The sequence below is a fragment of the Flavobacterium sp. genome (assembly GCF_031381455.1).
GTDB lineage: Bacteria > Bacteroidota > Bacteroidia > Flavobacteriales > Flavobacteriaceae > Flavobacterium.
Genome location: NZ_JANMXZ010000014.1, coordinates 69,919 through 86,919, shown reverse-complemented (window position 1 = coordinate 86,919; position 17,001 = coordinate 69,919). Strand labels below are relative to the sequence as shown.

The 17,001-nt window shown below is 35.0% G+C and carries 15 protein-coding genes; 11 read left to right on the top strand and 4 right to left on the bottom strand.

The features are described from left to right. The 8 genes from RMN97_RS04810 to RMN97_RS04775 form a co-directional block, all read left to right on the top strand. The coding region (locus RMN97_RS04810; protein ID WP_309613391.1) for a molybdenum cofactor synthesis domain-containing protein at positions 1-552 on the top strand (552 nt) is incomplete at its 5' end. Continuing rightward, a complete protein-coding gene (gene moaA / locus RMN97_RS04805) occupies positions 539-1,546 on the top strand; it encodes a GTP 3',8-cyclase MoaA (RefSeq protein ID WP_309613393.1) in 1,008 nt (335 codons plus the stop codon). The genes RMN97_RS04810 and moaA, both read left to right, overlap by 14 nt. A gap of 288 nt (positions 1,547-1,834) precedes the next feature. After that, a complete protein-coding gene (gene aqpZ, locus RMN97_RS04800) occupies positions 1,835-2,545 on the top strand; it encodes an aquaporin Z (protein ID WP_309613390.1) in 711 nt (236 codons plus the stop codon). Positions 2,546-2,799: 254 nt separating this feature from the next. Continuing rightward, positions 2,800-3,402, top strand: a complete 603-nt coding sequence (locus tag RMN97_RS04795; protein ID WP_309613389.1) for an alpha-ketoglutarate-dependent dioxygenase AlkB — start codon at positions 2,800-2,802, stop codon at positions 3,400-3,402. A 35-nt stretch (positions 3,403-3,437) separates the two neighbouring features. Next, a complete protein-coding gene (locus tag RMN97_RS04790; protein ID WP_309613388.1) occupies positions 3,438-4,262 on the top strand; it encodes a sterol desaturase family protein in 825 nt (274 codons plus the stop codon). 106 nt (positions 4,263-4,368) lie between these two features. Next, the gene (locus tag RMN97_RS04785; RefSeq protein ID WP_309613387.1) at positions 4,369-4,641 is read left to right on the top strand and encodes a TIGR03643 family protein; all 273 of its coding nucleotides are present in this window, start codon (positions 4,369-4,371) and stop codon (positions 4,639-4,641) included. 212 nt (positions 4,642-4,853) lie between these two features. Beyond that, on the top strand, positions 4,854-6,701 hold the full coding sequence (locus RMN97_RS04780) for a peptidase M61 (protein ID WP_409024876.1): 1,848 nt from the start codon (positions 4,854-4,856) through the stop codon (positions 6,699-6,701). A 125-nt stretch (positions 6,702-6,826) separates the two neighbouring features. Beyond that, a complete protein-coding gene (locus tag RMN97_RS04775) occupies positions 6,827-7,543 on the top strand; it encodes a DUF4369 domain-containing protein (RefSeq protein ID WP_309613385.1) in 717 nt (238 codons plus the stop codon). A gap of 45 nt (positions 7,544-7,588) precedes the next feature. Here the strand turns inward: RMN97_RS04775 and RMN97_RS04770 are convergent, their stop codons facing one another. Both RMN97_RS04770 and RMN97_RS04765 read right to left on the bottom strand, forming a co-directional pair. Continuing rightward, positions 7,589-8,101 (bottom strand): SRPBCC domain-containing protein, encoded by a 513-nt coding sequence (locus tag RMN97_RS04770; RefSeq protein WP_309613384.1) that lies wholly within the window; start codon positions 8,099-8,101, stop codon positions 7,589-7,591. A gap of 5 nt (positions 8,102-8,106) precedes the next feature. After that, positions 8,107-8,418, bottom strand: a complete 312-nt coding sequence (locus tag RMN97_RS04765) for a metalloregulator ArsR/SmtB family transcription factor (RefSeq protein ID WP_309613383.1) — start codon at positions 8,416-8,418, stop codon at positions 8,107-8,109. 229 nt (positions 8,419-8,647) lie between these two features. On the opposite strand from RMN97_RS04765, the gene RMN97_RS04760 reads away from it, so the two are divergent. The 3 genes from RMN97_RS04760 to RMN97_RS04750 all read left to right on the top strand — a co-directional run bounded on the left by RMN97_RS04760 (position 8,648) and on the right by RMN97_RS04750 (position 14,033). Further along, complete coding sequence (locus RMN97_RS04760; protein ID WP_309613382.1) at positions 8,648-10,948, top strand: B12-binding domain-containing radical SAM protein; 2,301 nt, start codon at positions 8,648-8,650, stop codon at positions 10,946-10,948. Between the two features lie 114 nt (positions 10,949-11,062). Continuing rightward, positions 11,063-13,171 (top strand): ATP-binding protein, encoded by a 2,109-nt coding sequence (locus RMN97_RS04755; protein ID WP_309613381.1) that lies wholly within the window; start codon positions 11,063-11,065, stop codon positions 13,169-13,171. Beyond that, positions 13,161-14,033 (top strand): hypothetical protein, encoded by an 873-nt coding sequence (locus RMN97_RS04750; protein ID WP_309613380.1) that lies wholly within the window; start codon positions 13,161-13,163, stop codon positions 14,031-14,033. Before RMN97_RS04755 ends, RMN97_RS04750 begins: the two co-directional genes overlap by 11 nt. Here the strand turns inward: RMN97_RS04750 and rimO are convergent. Both rimO and RMN97_RS04740 read right to left on the bottom strand, forming a co-directional pair. Next, positions 14,030-15,331, bottom strand: a complete 1,302-nt coding sequence (rimO, locus tag RMN97_RS04745) for a 30S ribosomal protein S12 methylthiotransferase RimO (protein WP_309613379.1) — start codon at positions 15,329-15,331, stop codon at positions 14,030-14,032. The two genes, RMN97_RS04750 and rimO, sit on opposite strands and share 4 nt — an antisense overlap. 117 nt (positions 15,332-15,448) lie before the next feature. Further along, on the bottom strand, positions 15,449-16,999 hold the full coding sequence (locus RMN97_RS04740; RefSeq protein WP_309613378.1) for an outer membrane protein transport protein: 1,551 nt from the start codon (positions 16,997-16,999) through the stop codon (positions 15,449-15,451). Positions 17,000-17,001 lie beyond the last annotated feature (2 nt).

Sequence of the window (17,001 nt, the reverse complement as noted above, 5' to 3'; positions counted from 1 at the left end):
GTCGAAATTTCAATCGTAAAATTACTCCATAAAAAAGGAGGTAAATCAGAATATGCAACCAAGCAAAATCCGAGTTTAAATGTTGCTGTTTTGGTTTGTTCCGATAGTGTTTCGGCTGGAAAGAAGAAAGATAGCGCAGGGGAGATAATTACCGAAAAGCTCGAGAAATTAGGGCTTACGATTTCTAACTACGACATTCTTCCTGATGAAATAAGAGATATTCAAAATAGTGTAAATAAGCTTTGTAACAAGAAAATAGATTTGATAATTCTGACTGGTGGAACGGGTTTGTCCAAAAGAGATGTCACTCCGGAAGCAATTTTGCCTTTGATCGATAGAAGAATTCCAGGAATCGAAGAAGCTATTCGTTCTTACGGACAAGAACGAACTCCATTTGCCATGTTGTCCAGAAGTGTTGTTGGGTTTAAAGGGGAAACGTTGCTAATGGCTTTGCCTGGTTCAACCAATGGTGCTGCGGAATCGATTGATGCCGTTTTTCCTTCCGTATTGCATTTATTTCAATTATTGAATGGTTTTGATCATGGAAAATAATAGTCTTTTGCAGGACACTTTCGGTCGAAAACACGACTATTTGCGCATTTCGATTACAGAACATTGTAATTTGAGATGCACCTATTGCATGCCTGAAGACGGAATTTCGCTTACGCCAAAGTCACATTTGATGTCTGCTGATGAAATTGTTTCTATTGCGCAAACCTTTGTGAATCTTGGCGTGACTAAAATCAGACTGACCGGTGGTGAGCCTTTGGTTCGGAAAGACGCGAAGGATGTTATGCTGCGATTAGGAAAACTTGGAGTTAATTTATCCATTACAACCAACGGAATTTTGGTTTCCAACTTTATTGAGACATTCAAAAAAGCCGGAATAAAAACCGTAAATATCAGTATTGACAGTTTGGTAAAAGACAAGTTTAACCAAATTACCAGACGCGAATATTTTGATGTTGTTCAGAAAAATATTGATTTGTTGCTGCAAGAAAAATTTAACGTCAAGCTTAATGTAGTTTTAATTAAGTCATTTAATGACAATGAAATACTCGATTTTATTTTAGCAACAAAAAACAAAAATATCCAGATTCGTTTTATAGAATTCATGCCGTTTAGTGGCAACCAATGGGACAAGTCGAAATTGGTTTCTTATGCTGAAATTATGGAAACCATTCAGTCAAAATATTCAATTTCCGAAATCGAACGTTTGGAAGATGCTCCAAATGACACCGCTAAAAACTTCAAAATTAATTCTCATCTGGGAAGCTTTGCTATTATTAGTTCGGTTACCAATCCGTTTTGTAGCACTTGCAATCGCATTCGATTGACCGCTGACGGAAAACTAAAAAACTGTTTGTTTTCCAATTCGGAAACGTCATTATTAGAAACTTTTCGCGCCGGCGAATCTATTATTCCGTTGATTGAACAAAACTTGCTTTCCAAAAAAGCAGTGCGTGCCGGAATGGACGACGATTTGAAATTCCAAAATCCGGAACTGTTTTCTCAGAACAGAAGTATGATTGCCATTGGTGGGTAATTGATTAATCGTTTCACAGAGATACACAGAGGAGCTCAGAGATTCACGGAGATTTTAAAAAAAATCTAACTTATATTTTTACTTGCTTACTTCGGCTTGCCAATATAGCGTAATTAAATCTACTCTGTGAAGCTCCTTTTTCTCTGTGCATCTCTGTGTAATAATCTTATGTAATTAGTTCAGAACCTTGTTAATAAGTTTGCCTTAACTCATTTTATAACAAGTAATTTCCTTTATAATTTTAGTTTATTAACCAATCGTGATTATTCACGACTTAAAACTAAACGTATGAAAAAACTATTCGCAGAATTTTTTGGCACTTATTGGCTTGTCTTTGGCGGTTGTGGAAGTGCTTTATTTGCAGCCGGAATTCCTAATCTGGGAATTGGATTTGCCGGTGTTGCTTTAGCATTTGGATTAACAGTTTTGACAATGGCGTATGCTGTAGGTCACATTTCAGGTGGGCATTTCAATCCGGCAGTTTCTGTTGGACTTTGGGCTGGAGGACGATTTTCAGCAAAAGAATTGTTACCCTACATTGTTTCTCAATGTGCTGGTGCGATAGCCGCAGCAGGAACACTTTTCTTTATTTGGTCCGGAAAAACAGGCAATGTAATTGACAATACCCAAAAAGGTGCTTTTGCTTCTAACGGTTATGATGCTTTTTCTCCTGATGGTTATTCTATGATTTCATGCTTTGCTGCAGAATTCGTTTTAACAATGTTCTTTCTGCTTGTAATTCTTGGGGCAACAAACAAATTTTCACATACAAAATTTGCCGGAATTGCTATTGGTTTAGCGCTGACATTAATTCACTTAATCAGTATTCCGATTACAAATACCTCTGTAAATCCGGCTCGTTCTTTGTCGCAAGCCCTTTTTACAGGAGGAACACCATTGACTCAGGTTTGGTTGTTTTGGGTAGCTCCAATTGCCGGCGCACTAGTTGCCGGTTTTATTTATAAAAACTTATTGCATAAAGAACATAACCCTGAGTAGTGACGAGCGTTAATAAACAGTCTTGTAGACTCTCTTCTTAATTAAAACGATGGACTTGTTCCATCGTTTTTTTGTTGGAATAGGGATGAGATTTATAAATTCTAAAAACATGAAAACGTTGTCATTAGCCCCGATTGGAGCAAGTACCGTGTACTGCGGAAAGCGGGAAAGTATTTCCTTAGAACAGCGGTCGTTGTGCTCCTAAACTTCGATCTTCCCACTTCCATCTCCCAATTTTTTTCTATTTTTGATGTATGAATTTACTTTTTTCTAAAGAACCTTTACATTTTCCCTTGCCCGATGCAGACATTGCCTATTACCCCAATTTCTTTGATAGCAATAGGGCAAATGAACTTTTTGAAAAACTAAAAAACGAAATTCCGTGGCAGCAAGACAACATTACAGTTTTTGGAAAAACACATCCGCAACCAAGATTAACATCGCTCTTCGGTAACGAAGGAAAACCATATAGTTATTCCAATATTGTGATGCAACCCAATGCGTGGAATCAGTTAGTGCTATTTATTAAAAATGAAATTGAGGAAATTTGTAATGAAAATTTCACTACAGTTTTACTCAATTACTATCGAGATGGAAAAGACAGCAATGGTTGGCATGCCGATAATGAAAAGGAATTAGGAAGAAATCCGGTTATTGCTTCAGTGAGTTTTGGTGCCGAAAGATTTTTTCACTTGCAGCACAATACCATTAAAGAGCAAAAACTGAAAATCAATTTGGAACATGGAAGTTTATTGATTATGAAAGGTACAACACAGCATTTCTGGAAACATCAGATTCCGAAAACGGCTAAGGAAATTGGGCCAAGAATAAATCTCACTTTCCGGATTATCAGATAAGTAGTTTTATTATATTTGAGCTAAATAGTATACCAATGAACGAGATTATAAATTACTTTTCTACGATTCCATCTTCGCACAGAGCTTTGATTTTGGCTGGTGGAATTGCCATCTTTTGGTTAATTGAAAGCGCAGTTCCGTTTATCAAATTTGAATATAAGAAATGGCATCATGCAGGAATCAACATCTTTTTCACGGTTACAACAATTATTGTTAACTTTTGCCTAGCATTTATTTTACTGAAAGCGGCTGATTGGGCAACTGAAAATAATTTCGGACTTTTAAATTGGTTACCCGAATTTAACATCTGGATTTATACCATTGTTGGCTTGTTGCTTTTGGATTTGATTGGCGCTTATTTAATTCATTTGATTGAGCATAAAGTCAAGTTTTTGTGGCGTTTTCATTTGATACATCACACTGATACTTGGATTGATACTACTTCAGCAAACCGACATCATCCCGGAGAAAGTGTGTTGCGGTTTATTTTTACGACGCTTGGTGTTTTGATTGTGGGTTGCCCAATGTGGATGGTTTTTTTATACCAAACGTTGTCTGTTGTTGCAACACAATTTAATCATGCCAATATTACTTTACCCAAAAAACTTGATAGGATTTTAAGCTATTTTATCGTTTCTCCTGATATGCATAAAGTCCACCATCATTACGTTTTGCCATATACGGATAGTAATTACGGGAATATTTTCTCCGTTTGGGACAGACTGTTTGGAACGTTCAAAACATTAGACAGAGAGAATATAGTATACGGAGTTGACACACACATGAAACCGGAAGAAAATAACAAGCTGTCGAATTTGTTAGCCATACCTTTTCAAAAAAGACGTTCTCCAAATTCTTAAGATTTTAAAAAAAAGATAGTGATGTTTGCAAACTAATTATTTTTTTCACTAATATTGAATTACGAATTAACCACGAACATTCCTATTATTAAATGCTTTTACAGAAATGAAAAAAAGTAGACTAGTTGAACTTGACAATGAAGAATTAGAACGAGTTGTCAGCATGGCTCAAGAGGAACGAAAGCCTTTTGAAGTAATTAAAGAAGAATTTGGACTTACAGAAAATGAAGTTACCGAATTGATGCGCAAACGATTATCCAAAGACAAATTTGAGCTTTGGAAAAAGAAAGCTACAGGAAGTAAGCCAAAACCTAAGCCAATCATTGATGACTTTGATGATTTAGACAGCAAATACTACATCAAAAATAAATTTGACTAAAAATCCTAACTCTTGCTCAGCAAGAGTTTTTTATTGATTTCAAAAAAGATGCTGGCACAATTTAGTTAATCATATCTAAAAAAAATAAAAAGGCTTGTAACTAATAATTACTTTTGAGGACTTATTTTAAAAATAAATTTTTAGTAATGAACAAACTAATTGTAAGTGCCATTTTTGCTTTAGCCATTTCAGGTTATACTGCAACTGCACAAATGAAATCAAGGGTAAAAAAATTACCAGTCAAAGAACAAATAAAAACAAATGTAAATTTAAATCAGGTACATGCCGTCATTGATTTAAACAAAATAAAAGACGATAAGGTTGGTGTAACCATTACACCACCAAAGTTCAGCGCAAACGAAATTATTTTCCACATTCCAAAGACAGTTCCGGGAACGTATTCTACAGATAATTATGGAAAACTAATTGATGATTTCAAAGCATTTGATGCTAAAGGAAAGCAATTAACAACTACGAAAACAGATGATAATTCATGGAAAATTTCCAATGCTAAATCGTTATCAAAAGTGACTTATTATGTAAATGACACTTACGATACAGAAGTAGGGAAAGGTTTCATGAAGGATGATATATTTTCGCCATCAGGAACAAATATTTTAGAAGGTAAAAACTTCATGGTCAATAATCATGGTTTTGTGGGTTATTTTGAAGACAAAAAACAACTAACCGAAATTCCTTATAAACTTACAATTCTTCATCCAAAGGAACTTTCAGGTGCTACTTCTTTAATAGACTCCAATAAAAGTGATACCGTAGATACCTTTATGGCAAGTCGTTATTTTGATTTGACAGATAATCCAATTATGTATTCTAAAGCCGATTATGAAACGTTCAATGTTGACGGAATGGAGATTGTTTTTAGCGTTTATTCTCCAAATGGAATACATTCAGCAAAGGAATTATTGCCTGATTTAGAGAAAACAATGCGCGCTCAAAAAGCTTTTTTAGGTTCTATAAATAACAACAAAAGATATACGGTTTTATTGTACTTATCGGATTCTGAAAAAAATGATGCTAAAGGTTACGGAGCGTTGGAACATCACACTTCAACTACTGTAGTTTTCCCGGAAGCAATGGATGTAGAAGCATTGGGAGAACAATTAAAAGATGTTGTATCACACGAATTTTTCCACACAGTAACGCCGTTGGCTATTCATTCTAAAGAGATTCATGAGTTTGATTATAGCAATCCAAAGATGTCTAAACACTTATGGATGTATGAAGGTGTAACCGAATATTTTGCTAATTTATTTCAGGTAAATCAAGGCTTAATTGATGCTGACGATTTTTACCAAAGAATGGTTGGTAAAATGAATAATGCTGCCACTTTAAACGATACGATGCCGTTTACAGAAATGAGTGCTAATGTTTTGGTTGCGCCCTATAAAGATCAATACTTAAATGTATACGAAAAAGGAGCTTTAATTGGGATGTGCATTGATATTATTATTCGTGAAAAAAGTGATGGTCAAAAAGGAATTTTAAGTCTAATGAAAGATTTGTCTAATCTGTATGGTGTAAATAAATCTTTTGATGATGAAGAACTTTTCGGTAAAATAACCAAATTGACATATCCTGAAGTAGGAGAATTTTTAAATACCTACGTTGCCGGAACAACACCAATTCCGTATGATGTGTATTTTGCTAAAGTAGGCGTTACCAAAGCTAAAGTTCAGATACAGGCAAATCCATTTTTGAAAGATCAAAAAATTCCATTCATAACGGTAAATCCCTCTACAAAAGAAATTATGGTGATTCCGGGAGGACAATTGAATAGTTTTATGACTACGTTGGGGTTAAAAGGAGGTGATTATATAATAGCATTTAACGACAAAACGTATAATCTTGACAATATTTACGACCTGATAATGGTTAGTCAAAGTTGGAATACAGATGATGCTATCAGCGTTAAAATTAAAAGAAACGGTGTAGAGCAAACCATAAACGGAAAGGTAAAATTAGATTTCGACGAAGTGGAAGGATATAAATTTACAGACGAATCCAAAAAGGCATTAAATAAATATTGGTTAAAAGGATAAATTTCCTTATCCCTTCGGGTTTTCAAAAGCTTTGATTTTGAAAGTATAGAGAAGCAATTTCAAATCCTCAATTTGTTCATCAGATTGAGGATTTTTTTAGTATTATTGCCAAAAAAAATTAAACAATGCGTAAATCAATTCTTGCCCTTTTTTCAATCTTACTTTTAGTTGGCTGTTCCGAAAAAAAATCATCCAAAAACTTTGTGTTAACCGGAAATATTAAAGGATTAAAAAATGGCACCTTATACATTCAAAGAGTAAAAGACACAACGCTAGTTGCCATTGATACCATAAAAATTAGCGGTGATTCTCATTTCACCAGCGAGTTTGATTTGCAATCGCCTGAAATGCTGTATTTGTTTTTAGACCGTGGCGTAACCAATTCGTTAGACAATAATATTCCATTCTTTGCTGAGAAAGGGAAGATGAATATAGAAACTTCATTAGACTTTTTTACGGCCGATGTTAAAATCACAGGTTCTAAAAATCAGGAACTTTATGACGAATACAAAAAAGTGGTATCAAGATTTGTCGATCAGGATTTAGATTTGATAGAAAAGAAATTCAAGGCGATAAAAGCCAAAAAGATAGAAGAAGTCAATAAAATAGAAGAACAACAAAAGGGAGTTTTAAAAAGAAAATATCTTTACACCACCAATTTTGCTGTAAACCACGCTGATTATGAAGTAGCACCTTATGTGACTTTGGCTGAGATTTACGACATCAATTTAAAGTTTATGGATACCATTCAAAAATCGATGACACCAAAAGTTTCTAAATCCTTGTATGGTAAAAAACTAATCGATTTTATTGCTACCAGAAAAAAGGAAGAGAATAGATAACTTTAGTATAGTTTCCAACAGCAATTTTTCTTTCTGTTTGCGGTGCTATATTGTTCCTAATAATTCTTCCAAGCTATTCAATGTCATAGTAAATCCTTCTTTGAAGCCCATTTCAATCATTTTCTCCAAGCGTTCAAGCGATTCATTATAAATACTGATACTGACTTTTGTGGTTCCCTGCCTGTCCGGCAGGCAGGCGTTTTGTTCACTGAAATTCAAATCCCATTCAGATCCAGGTAATTCAGGGTTTTCATACGCATCTGCAAAAGCACTTGACAATTTAAAATTGGTTTTTGGACTAATAGAAGTATATTTCTGAATTGACCAACGCTCTTGTCCTTCAGGACTTACCATAGCATAAAATCTTCGTCCACCAACTTCAAAATTCATAACTTTTGTTTTAGATGTATAGGGTTTTGGTGCCCACCATTGGTCAAGAATTTCCTGTTTTGTAAAAGCATCCCATACCAGCGAAAGGTCGGCTGCAAATTCTCGGGTTATGAGTACCGTTTTTGTTGTTTTGTCAACGGTAAAATCAAATAGCATATTGTTGTTCATTTTTTCTATTTTTTAATGGTTGATAATACTTTGTCAAGTTGATTGAAACGGGTTTCCCAAATTTCCCTGAATTGGTTTAACCATTTATCAATCTCTTTCATTTTTTCGATTTCAAGTGAGTAGAAAATTTCCCTGCCTTGTTGTTCCTGTTTTACCAGTTCACATTCTGTGAGTATGCGAAGGTGTTTGGAAACAGCTTGTCGAGTCGTATTGAAATTTTCGGCAATCGCATTTGGTGTCATTGCCTGCATTGCAATTAAGGTGATAATACCGCGTCTTGTTGGGTCGGATATTGCCTGAAAAATATCTCTTCTCATAGTGCTTCGTTTTTATTTAAGAAACCAATCGGTTGCAAATATATGCGCAACTATTCGGTTTCGCAAATTTATTGCAAAAAATTTTTAAAATATCTAAAAGCTAGACTGTTAAATATACTTCATGTGTTATCTTAGAAGCTAATTTAAGTACATTCCTGTTTTTAAATTCCATTACTTTATCTTTATTGCTTTAAATTTATAATGTAATTTTGTCTATCAATAAACCATAATGAAAGACCTTCTTTTAATCACTCCACCGTTTACACAGCTCAACACGCCTTATCCGGCAACGGCCTATTTAAAAGGGTTTTTGAATACCAAAAACATTGGCGCGTTTCAAATGGATTTGGGTATCGAAGTGATTTTAGAATTGTTTTCAAAAGAAGGTTTAACAGCCATTTTTGAAAATGCAACCCAAAACTTAAATTCCAAAACCCAAATTCCAAATTCCAAAAAAAAACCAAATTCAAATACCCAAGACCCAAACTTAGAGCGAATCTACTCCTTACGCCAAGACTACATCAACACTATCGACGCAGTCATTGCATTTCTTCAAGGGAAAAATCAAACCCTGGCGCGCCAAATTTGTGCTGGAAACTTTCTTCCCGAAGCTTCCCGCTTTGAGCAGTTAGACGATGATCCCGAAACTTCGGGATGGGCGTTTGGTTCCATGGGAATGCAGGACAAAGCCAAACATCTGGCCACATTGTATCTTGAAGATTTATCCGATTTTATCAAAGAAGCGGTTGATGAGAACTTTGGCTTTAGCCGTTATGCTGAGCGATTGGGTAGAAGCGCCAATTCGTTTGAAGAACTATACAGTCATCTTCAAAATGAACTAACTTATATTGATACCATTGCGCTGCAAATTTTGGAAGAAAGGCTGAAACAAGTGCAACCCAAGTTGGTATTGATTTCGGTTCCGTTTCCAGGAAATTTATACAGTGCTTTTCGTTGTGCCCAATTCATCAAAAAACAGTTTCCAGAAATAAAAACAGCCATGGGCGGTGGTTTTCCAAATACAGAACTTCGTGATTTAAAAGACAAACGCGTTTTTGAATTCTTTGATTTTATCACATTAGATGATGGGGAATTGCCTGTAGAATTGCTTCACAACACAGTTTGTCATACTGAGCAAGCCAGCCCTGAGCCTAGTCGAAGGGTCGAAGTGCCTCTTAAAAGAACATTCCTTCTAGAAAACGGCGAAGTCGTTTATAAAAACAATTCCACCCAACCCGATTATAAACAAAGCGAAGTTGGCACTCCGGATTATTCTGATTTACTTTTAGAAGATTATATTTCGGTTATCGAAATCGCTAATCCGATGCACAGTTTGTGGAGCGATGGTCGTTGGAATAAACTGACGATGGCACATGGCTGCTATTGGGGGAAATGTACGTTCTGTGATATTTCTTTGGATTATATAAAACTCTACGAACCCATAGCCGCCAAAACTTTGGTCGACAGAATGGAAGAAATCATTGCACAAACGGGAGAAACAGGATTTCATTTTGTGGATGAAGCAGCACCGCCGGCATTGATGCGTGAAGTAGCTTTGGAGATCCTTCGCAGGAAACTGACCGTTTCTTGGTGGACTAATATTCGTTTTGAGAAAAGCTTCACGGGCAATTTGTGTTTGCTGCTTAAAGCTTCGGGTTGCATCGCTGTTTCGGGTGGATTAGAAGTGGCTTCCGATAGATTATTGGAACTCATTCAAAAAGGAGTGACTGTTGAACAAGTAGCACAAGTGACGAGGAATTTCACTGAAGCCGGAATCATGGTGCATGGGTATCTGATGTATGGTTACCCAACACAAACAGTTCAGGAAACGGTGGATAGTTTGGAAATGGTGCGCCAAATGTTTGAGTTGGGAATATTGCAATCGGGTTTTTGGCATCAGTTTGCCATGACAGCACACAGTCCGGTTGGAATGTTCCCAGAAGAATTTGGTGTAATTCCGGAAATAAATTCTATAACTTTTGCCAACAATGATATTCAGTTTAAAGACAAAACCGGAATCAATCACGATAAATTTAGCTTTGGATTAAAGAAATCACTGTTCAATTTTATGCACGGAATTTGTTTTGATTATGAACTTCAAGATTGGTTTGATTTCAAAATTCCGACTACAACAATTCCTTCCGATTATATTGTTTCCTGTTTGGAAAGAGAAGACCATTTTGCAACAAAACCTTCAGCAAAAATCATTTGGATAGGAGGAAAGCCACTATCGGAGACTTTTACGAAATCTAAAAAAGGAAACTCTTGGGAAATGATGCAATTGACTTTTCACGACAAAAGAGAAACGGTTGAAATTTCATTAGAAAAAGACAAAGCGGAATGGTTTATAAATACTTTGGAATTGCTTTCTGTTGCCAATGAGAAAGCGACTACTTTTTCACAACTCAAAACCGGTTTTGAAAACCAGTTTACTTCGTCCGTTCGCTATAGCTCGGGTGAAGATTTTGAATTGTTTTGGTATTCCAAACCGTTAAATACTCTGAGAGAATTCGGTTTATTAGTTATTTAATCTTTTTCATAAATTCTTGATAACTTGTTAATTGTTTTTGCGTAGCAACTTATTATTACTGTTTTTTTAGCATATTTTTAAACGCTAAACAAAAGTTAATTTTCCAAAAAAATTATGACAGTTAAAAAAACATTTCCAAAAATACTTTGGTTAATATTTTCTTCAAGTATATTTTTTATTCTATTATATTTTGCCTTATTCTATTACACTAAAAAGGCCGAAAAACAAGTCTATACCACTACGGTCGAACAGTTCAACAACGAGGTTGCAAAGTTGCTTGAGATAAATTCTAAGCCTATACTTGTTGCGATTAACAACGACACAAACTGGGATGAATTTGTAAAATTTATAGCAAAACCTGATGCAAATTGGTATAACGAAACCATAGGTACTGAGTTAGAAATTTATGAAGCAGATTATTTGGGCGTGTATGATGCCAACATGAATTTTATTATCAGAACCCCAACTTCTAAGATTATGGCGGTAGATTTTATTCCGAAAAGGGAAATGGAATTGCTCAAAAAAGTTGGGGTAAATAAATTCTACCTCAAAATTTCCGAAGGAATTGCTGAAGTTACTGGAGCTGCCATTCATCCGTCTAATGATCCGTTAAAAAAGAAGACACCAACTTCCGGTTACTTTTTTGTTGTTCGTTTAATGGATATAAAATACATTCAGAATTTGGAGAAATTGACAAGTTCCTCCATAATGTTTACAGACACGGATGTGGCTTTGCCAACCCCAAAACATAAAATATCTTCTTTGTATATTTTGAAAGATTCAAATAATCAATTTGTTGGGAAGTTATTATTTAAAAGAAATTTTGAGGTGTATTTTGAAAATGCCATTAATATCTTGTATATAATTATTTTATTCTTTATCATAAATCTTGTAGTCAATTTGATTTATACCCGGAAATTGGTCTATTATCCTTTGGATTTGGTTCGGAGAGCTTTAGAATCAGGAAACAGAAAGGCTATTAAAGAATTGAAAAAAACCACAGGCGAGTTTAGTTACATCGGGAATTTGTTCGAGGAGAACAGCAATCAAAAAATTGAGCTAGTCAAAGCAAAGATAAAAGCTGAAGAAGGCGACCGATTAAAATCTTCCTTTTTGGCCAATTTGTCGCATGAGATACGAACTCCGATGAACGCCATTAATGGTTTTACCGAATTGCTTCTTAACACTGATATTAGCGAAAGCGAAAAGTTGGAATATTTGAATGTAATTGAAAAGAGCGGGAAAAATTTGGTTGGGATTATTGATGATTTAATTGAAATGTCAAAAATTGATTCGAATCAGCTTACGCCGAATTTAACCGTAGTCAATTTGGATTCCTGCATTAGTGAACTTTATGAAACCGTTAAAATTACCATTAAGAATAAAGACATTGATTTTAAGTTAATCCAACCCAAAGCGCCAACGAAGTTCAATATAATAACCGATGATATTAAACTGAAACAGGTTATCATTAATTTGTTGACCAATGCACTCAAATTTACTGAACGAGGTTCAGTTACTTTTGGGTTTGAAATAGATGAAAAAAATGAGCTAATCAATTTCACCGTAAAAGATACCGGATTAGGTATTGATGAAGATAATCACAAAAATATCTTCGATAGGTTCAAGCGTGTTGATAGCGATATTTCGATTAAAGTTGGTGGTTTAGGATTGGGATTAGCTATTTCAAAAGCTTACGTGGATTTACTTGGCGGAACCATTACGTTAGAATCAAAAGTTGGTGAAGGTTCTACATTTTATTTTTCAATTCCGTTGAAGTATTCAATAGTGGATCATATTACAGTAAAACAAATTAATAATGTTGAAATACAAAAATCAGAAGGAGAAACCATTTTGATTGCCGAGGATGACAATATCAATTTCTTGTTGTTTCAAAAGATGATGCAGAACAAAAATTACAAAATTATAAGAGCAATAAATGGTCAAGAAGCTGTTGATATCTGTCTAAACAATCCAAACATCGATTTGGTTCTAATGGATATTAAAATGCCAATTATGACCGGTTTTGAAGCTATGGAACAAATCAGACCTATACGTCCGAATCTCCCCATAATAGCGCAAACAGCGTATTCGTCTTCTGAAGATAAGATAAAAATTGAAGAAGCAGGATTTAACGGATATTTGACAAAACCATTGAGCAGAGAGAATTTATTTGAAATGATAAATAAGTATTTAGACAAAGAAAATAATAATGAAATTTAAGCTGCTGTTTCTTCATCTTATCGTTATTTCAACTTCAATTCTTTCTCAAGAAAATGAATCAAAAACGGATACACTCAGCGTAGAAAAAGAGAAAAAGCTATCGTTAACTGTTGATTTTGTAAGTCGTTATCTTTGGCGTGGACAATGTTGGGGTGGAAACTATGTTGCGGTGCAACCAACAATAGAATATGAGGTTAGTTCAAAATTGACCTTGGGCTTTTGGGCAACAACAAATTTCAAAAGCGATTATTTTTATCCAGATGGAGTAACGTCTTATAAAGGTTATCAGGAAATTGATTTTTATGCTACTTACCAGCTCAATGACTTTTTGCAATTTCAAGTTTGGGATTATTATTGGCCATCTGTAGAAAAAATTGAAGGTATTGATAACGGTTTCTTTAATTATGGAAAAGATGGCGTAAAAACAGTTGATGCCATGTTGTATTTTGATTTTTCGGAAGGATACAAATATCCGTTTAATGCTACGATAAGTACGCTCGTTGCTGGAAATGATTTCCGGTTTGACAGCAATGGAGAAAATGAAAAGCAAAACTTTACAACCTATCTTGAATTGGGCTATACGTTTACGCTGTTTGAAAAATCATCTATTAAAGGGTTGCAGGGAATAGAATTGGATTCAGTTATTGGCGCGGTTTTGAATAACAAAGCTGGCTATTACAGTTATGCCGATTATGACAAGGTTTCGTTTTGTAATTTGGGAATCAAAGCCACCAAAGAAATTGATTTAAGAAAAGGAATAACAATGCCTTTGTCTTTGAATTATGTTCACAACGGAGCAACACAAAACACGGAAACCTTTGGTAAAAATTTTGTTGTAGCCGGAATTAGTTTTAGCTATTAAGCTGGTTCGCCATAAAGGTCGAATTCGGTAGCATCGATAATTTTTACATTGACAAAATCACCCGTTTTTACATAGAATTTTGAGGCGTCAATTAACACTTCGTTATCTACATCCGGACTGTCAAATTCAGTTCTTCCTATGAAATATTGACCTTCTTTTCTGTCGATGATGCATTTGAAAGTCTGACCCACTTTTTCCTGATTTAAATCCCATGAAATTTGCGATTGTAAATCCATGATTTCAGCAGCACGCGCTTGTTTTACTTCTTCAGGAACATCGTCTTCCAGTAAATAAGCATGGGTATTTTCTTCGTGAGAATAGGTAAAACAACCTAATCTTTCAAACTTCATTTCCTGAACCCAGTCGCGTAGGATTTCAAAATCTTCCTGAGTTTCTCCCGGATAACCAACAATCAAAGTCGTTCTGATGGTCATTCCCGGAACGGCTTCGCGGAATTCTTTTAATAATTTGGTCGTTTTTTCTTTTGTGGTTCCGCGGCGCATCGATTTCAAAATGTTATCTGAAATATGCTGCAACGGAATATCAATATAATTGCAGATTTTTGGTTCGCGTTTCATCAAATCCAAAACATCCATAGGGAATCCTGTTGGAAAAGCATAATGCATACGAATCCATTCGATGCCTTCTACTTTTACTAAGTTTTCTAACAACTCTGCAAGATTTCTTTTTTTGTATAAATCCAAACCATAATACGTCAAATCTTGAGCGATAAGAATTAATTCTTTTACACCGTTTTTAGCTAAACCTTCGGCTTCTTTTACCAACTTCTCAATAGATTGCGAAACGTGTTTGCCACGCATAATCGGAATCGCGCAAAAACTGCATGGTCTGTCACAACCTTCGGCAATTTTAAGATAGGCATAATTTTTTGGAGTCGTGGTTAAACGTTCTCCTAATAATTCGTGTTTATAATCAGCGCCGAGCGCTTTTAACAATAGTGGTAAATCGGTTGTGCCAAAATATTGATCCACATTTGGGATTTCCTTTTCTAAGTCGGGACGATATCTTTCCGATAAACATCCGGTAACGAAAACCTTGTCTACGATGCCATTTTCTTTTTTATCAACATACTCCAGAATAGTATTAATCGATTCTTCTTTGGCATTATTAATAAAGCCACAAGTATTGATTACTACAATATTACCTTCTTGTTCGTGGACCACATCTTTTCCGCTGGCTTTTAATTGTCCCATTAAAACCTCACTGTCGTATGTGTTTTTGGAGCACCCAAGTGTGATAACGTTGATTTTGTTTTTCTTTAATGACTTAGTTCTCATAGACTTAATTCCGATTATTTAGAAGGCGTGCAAAATTACGCTTTTTATTTCGAATTAAATTGTTAAAATAAAAAACCACCTCGAAAGAAGTGGCTTATTGATTTTATTTTATAAAAATTAAAAGTTAATTGAGTAACTAATAACGATGTTGTTATTGTATCTGCTTATTCTTGCTGGGTCAGGCATAGCAGAAGAAATTAATGCCTGATTCATATTTCTGTGTTCATAAGAATAAGCTAAGTCTATTTTGTTTTCACCAAAACTATAACCTACACCAGCTGAGTAACCAGTCAGATCTCCAAAAGTCTGATCAACTTTATACGGACTTTGATCAAAATGATAACCGCCTCTTAAAGAAACCTTTTTGATTTTGTATTCGCCACCAACTCTGACTTCAACAGCATTGTCTAAATTGTTATTCAGGTATTGATTTAGGTCAGCGTATGGGTATTCATTTTTAGGTTTGAATCGGGTAGTGCTATAATCTTTCGTAGAAACATCTACGCTCACTATTCCTTTTTTGCCAAAAAGATACACCATGCTTCCTGTCCATTTTGAAGGTGTTTGTATTTTGTACGGTGCATAAACATTGATAATGTCAGGATCAGCAACATAGGTACTTGAAACAGAATTACTGCTGTAATCAGATTCAACATATTGTGCTAACTCATCTGTTAATCGGTACCATGTTGGAGATTCATAAGCTAAACCTACTCGGAATTGCGGAACTATTTTAACTATGGCACCAAGATTAAATGAAAAACCTGAACCATAAGTGTGAAGTTGGTTATCAAAACGAATATAAGACACTCCGTTGGCAGCTTGGCCGTCATTTTGCTCTCGTAAAGATGTCGTTCTCATATAATCTGTAAAATGGGCATTAATATTCACTCCTAAAAACAAAATATCTTTGTATTGTGTAGCAAAGTTTCCGATAATCTTGCCATTATATCCTGTAGAAGTGTAATAATTTTGCTGAGAATAATTAGCCGCTGGCACATTACTGCTGTAACTGTTTGGCGAATTAGAATCAAATAAATAGGTTGTATACCCTAAAAATGCCTGCTGTGCCTGAAAACCACTTACATTAGGATAGCTCGAATCAGGTAATGTTCCTAAATAATCATATAACTCATAAAATGTCTCACCTGTTTGTGTTGTCAAAAGTTCCAATGGGATTCCTCCATTCGCATTTGCCTGATTTACAAAATAATTCCCAATAGAGTTATACTGATTAGTTCCAGCAGAAAAAATACTATTGTTAAAGTTGTTTGTATTTTCATAATTGAAAGCTACCGCAATTTTTTTCCAATCGGTTTTACCGCTTTTATCATTAAATATAAAAACTACGCCTGCCTGATTTAAGTCTAATGAACTATCATTATCTTTTGTTCTTGTACCATTATATAATGAACTGTTTTTACTGTTGTTAATGCTTGCTGTTACAGTTGCATAATTGTTATTGAAGAATAACGAACCTGCTGGATTCTGATTTAAAGCAGATAAGTCACCGCCTACTGCTCCAAAAGCACCGCCCATCCCTCTATATCTTGCAGAACCAGTTACGTTTTCAACTGCATAACGAAGAGCATCTTCTGGTGTAGTTTCTTGAGCCTTTAATACTGAAAAAGTCATCCCGACAATGATAATAGTAATGTATTTTTTCATAA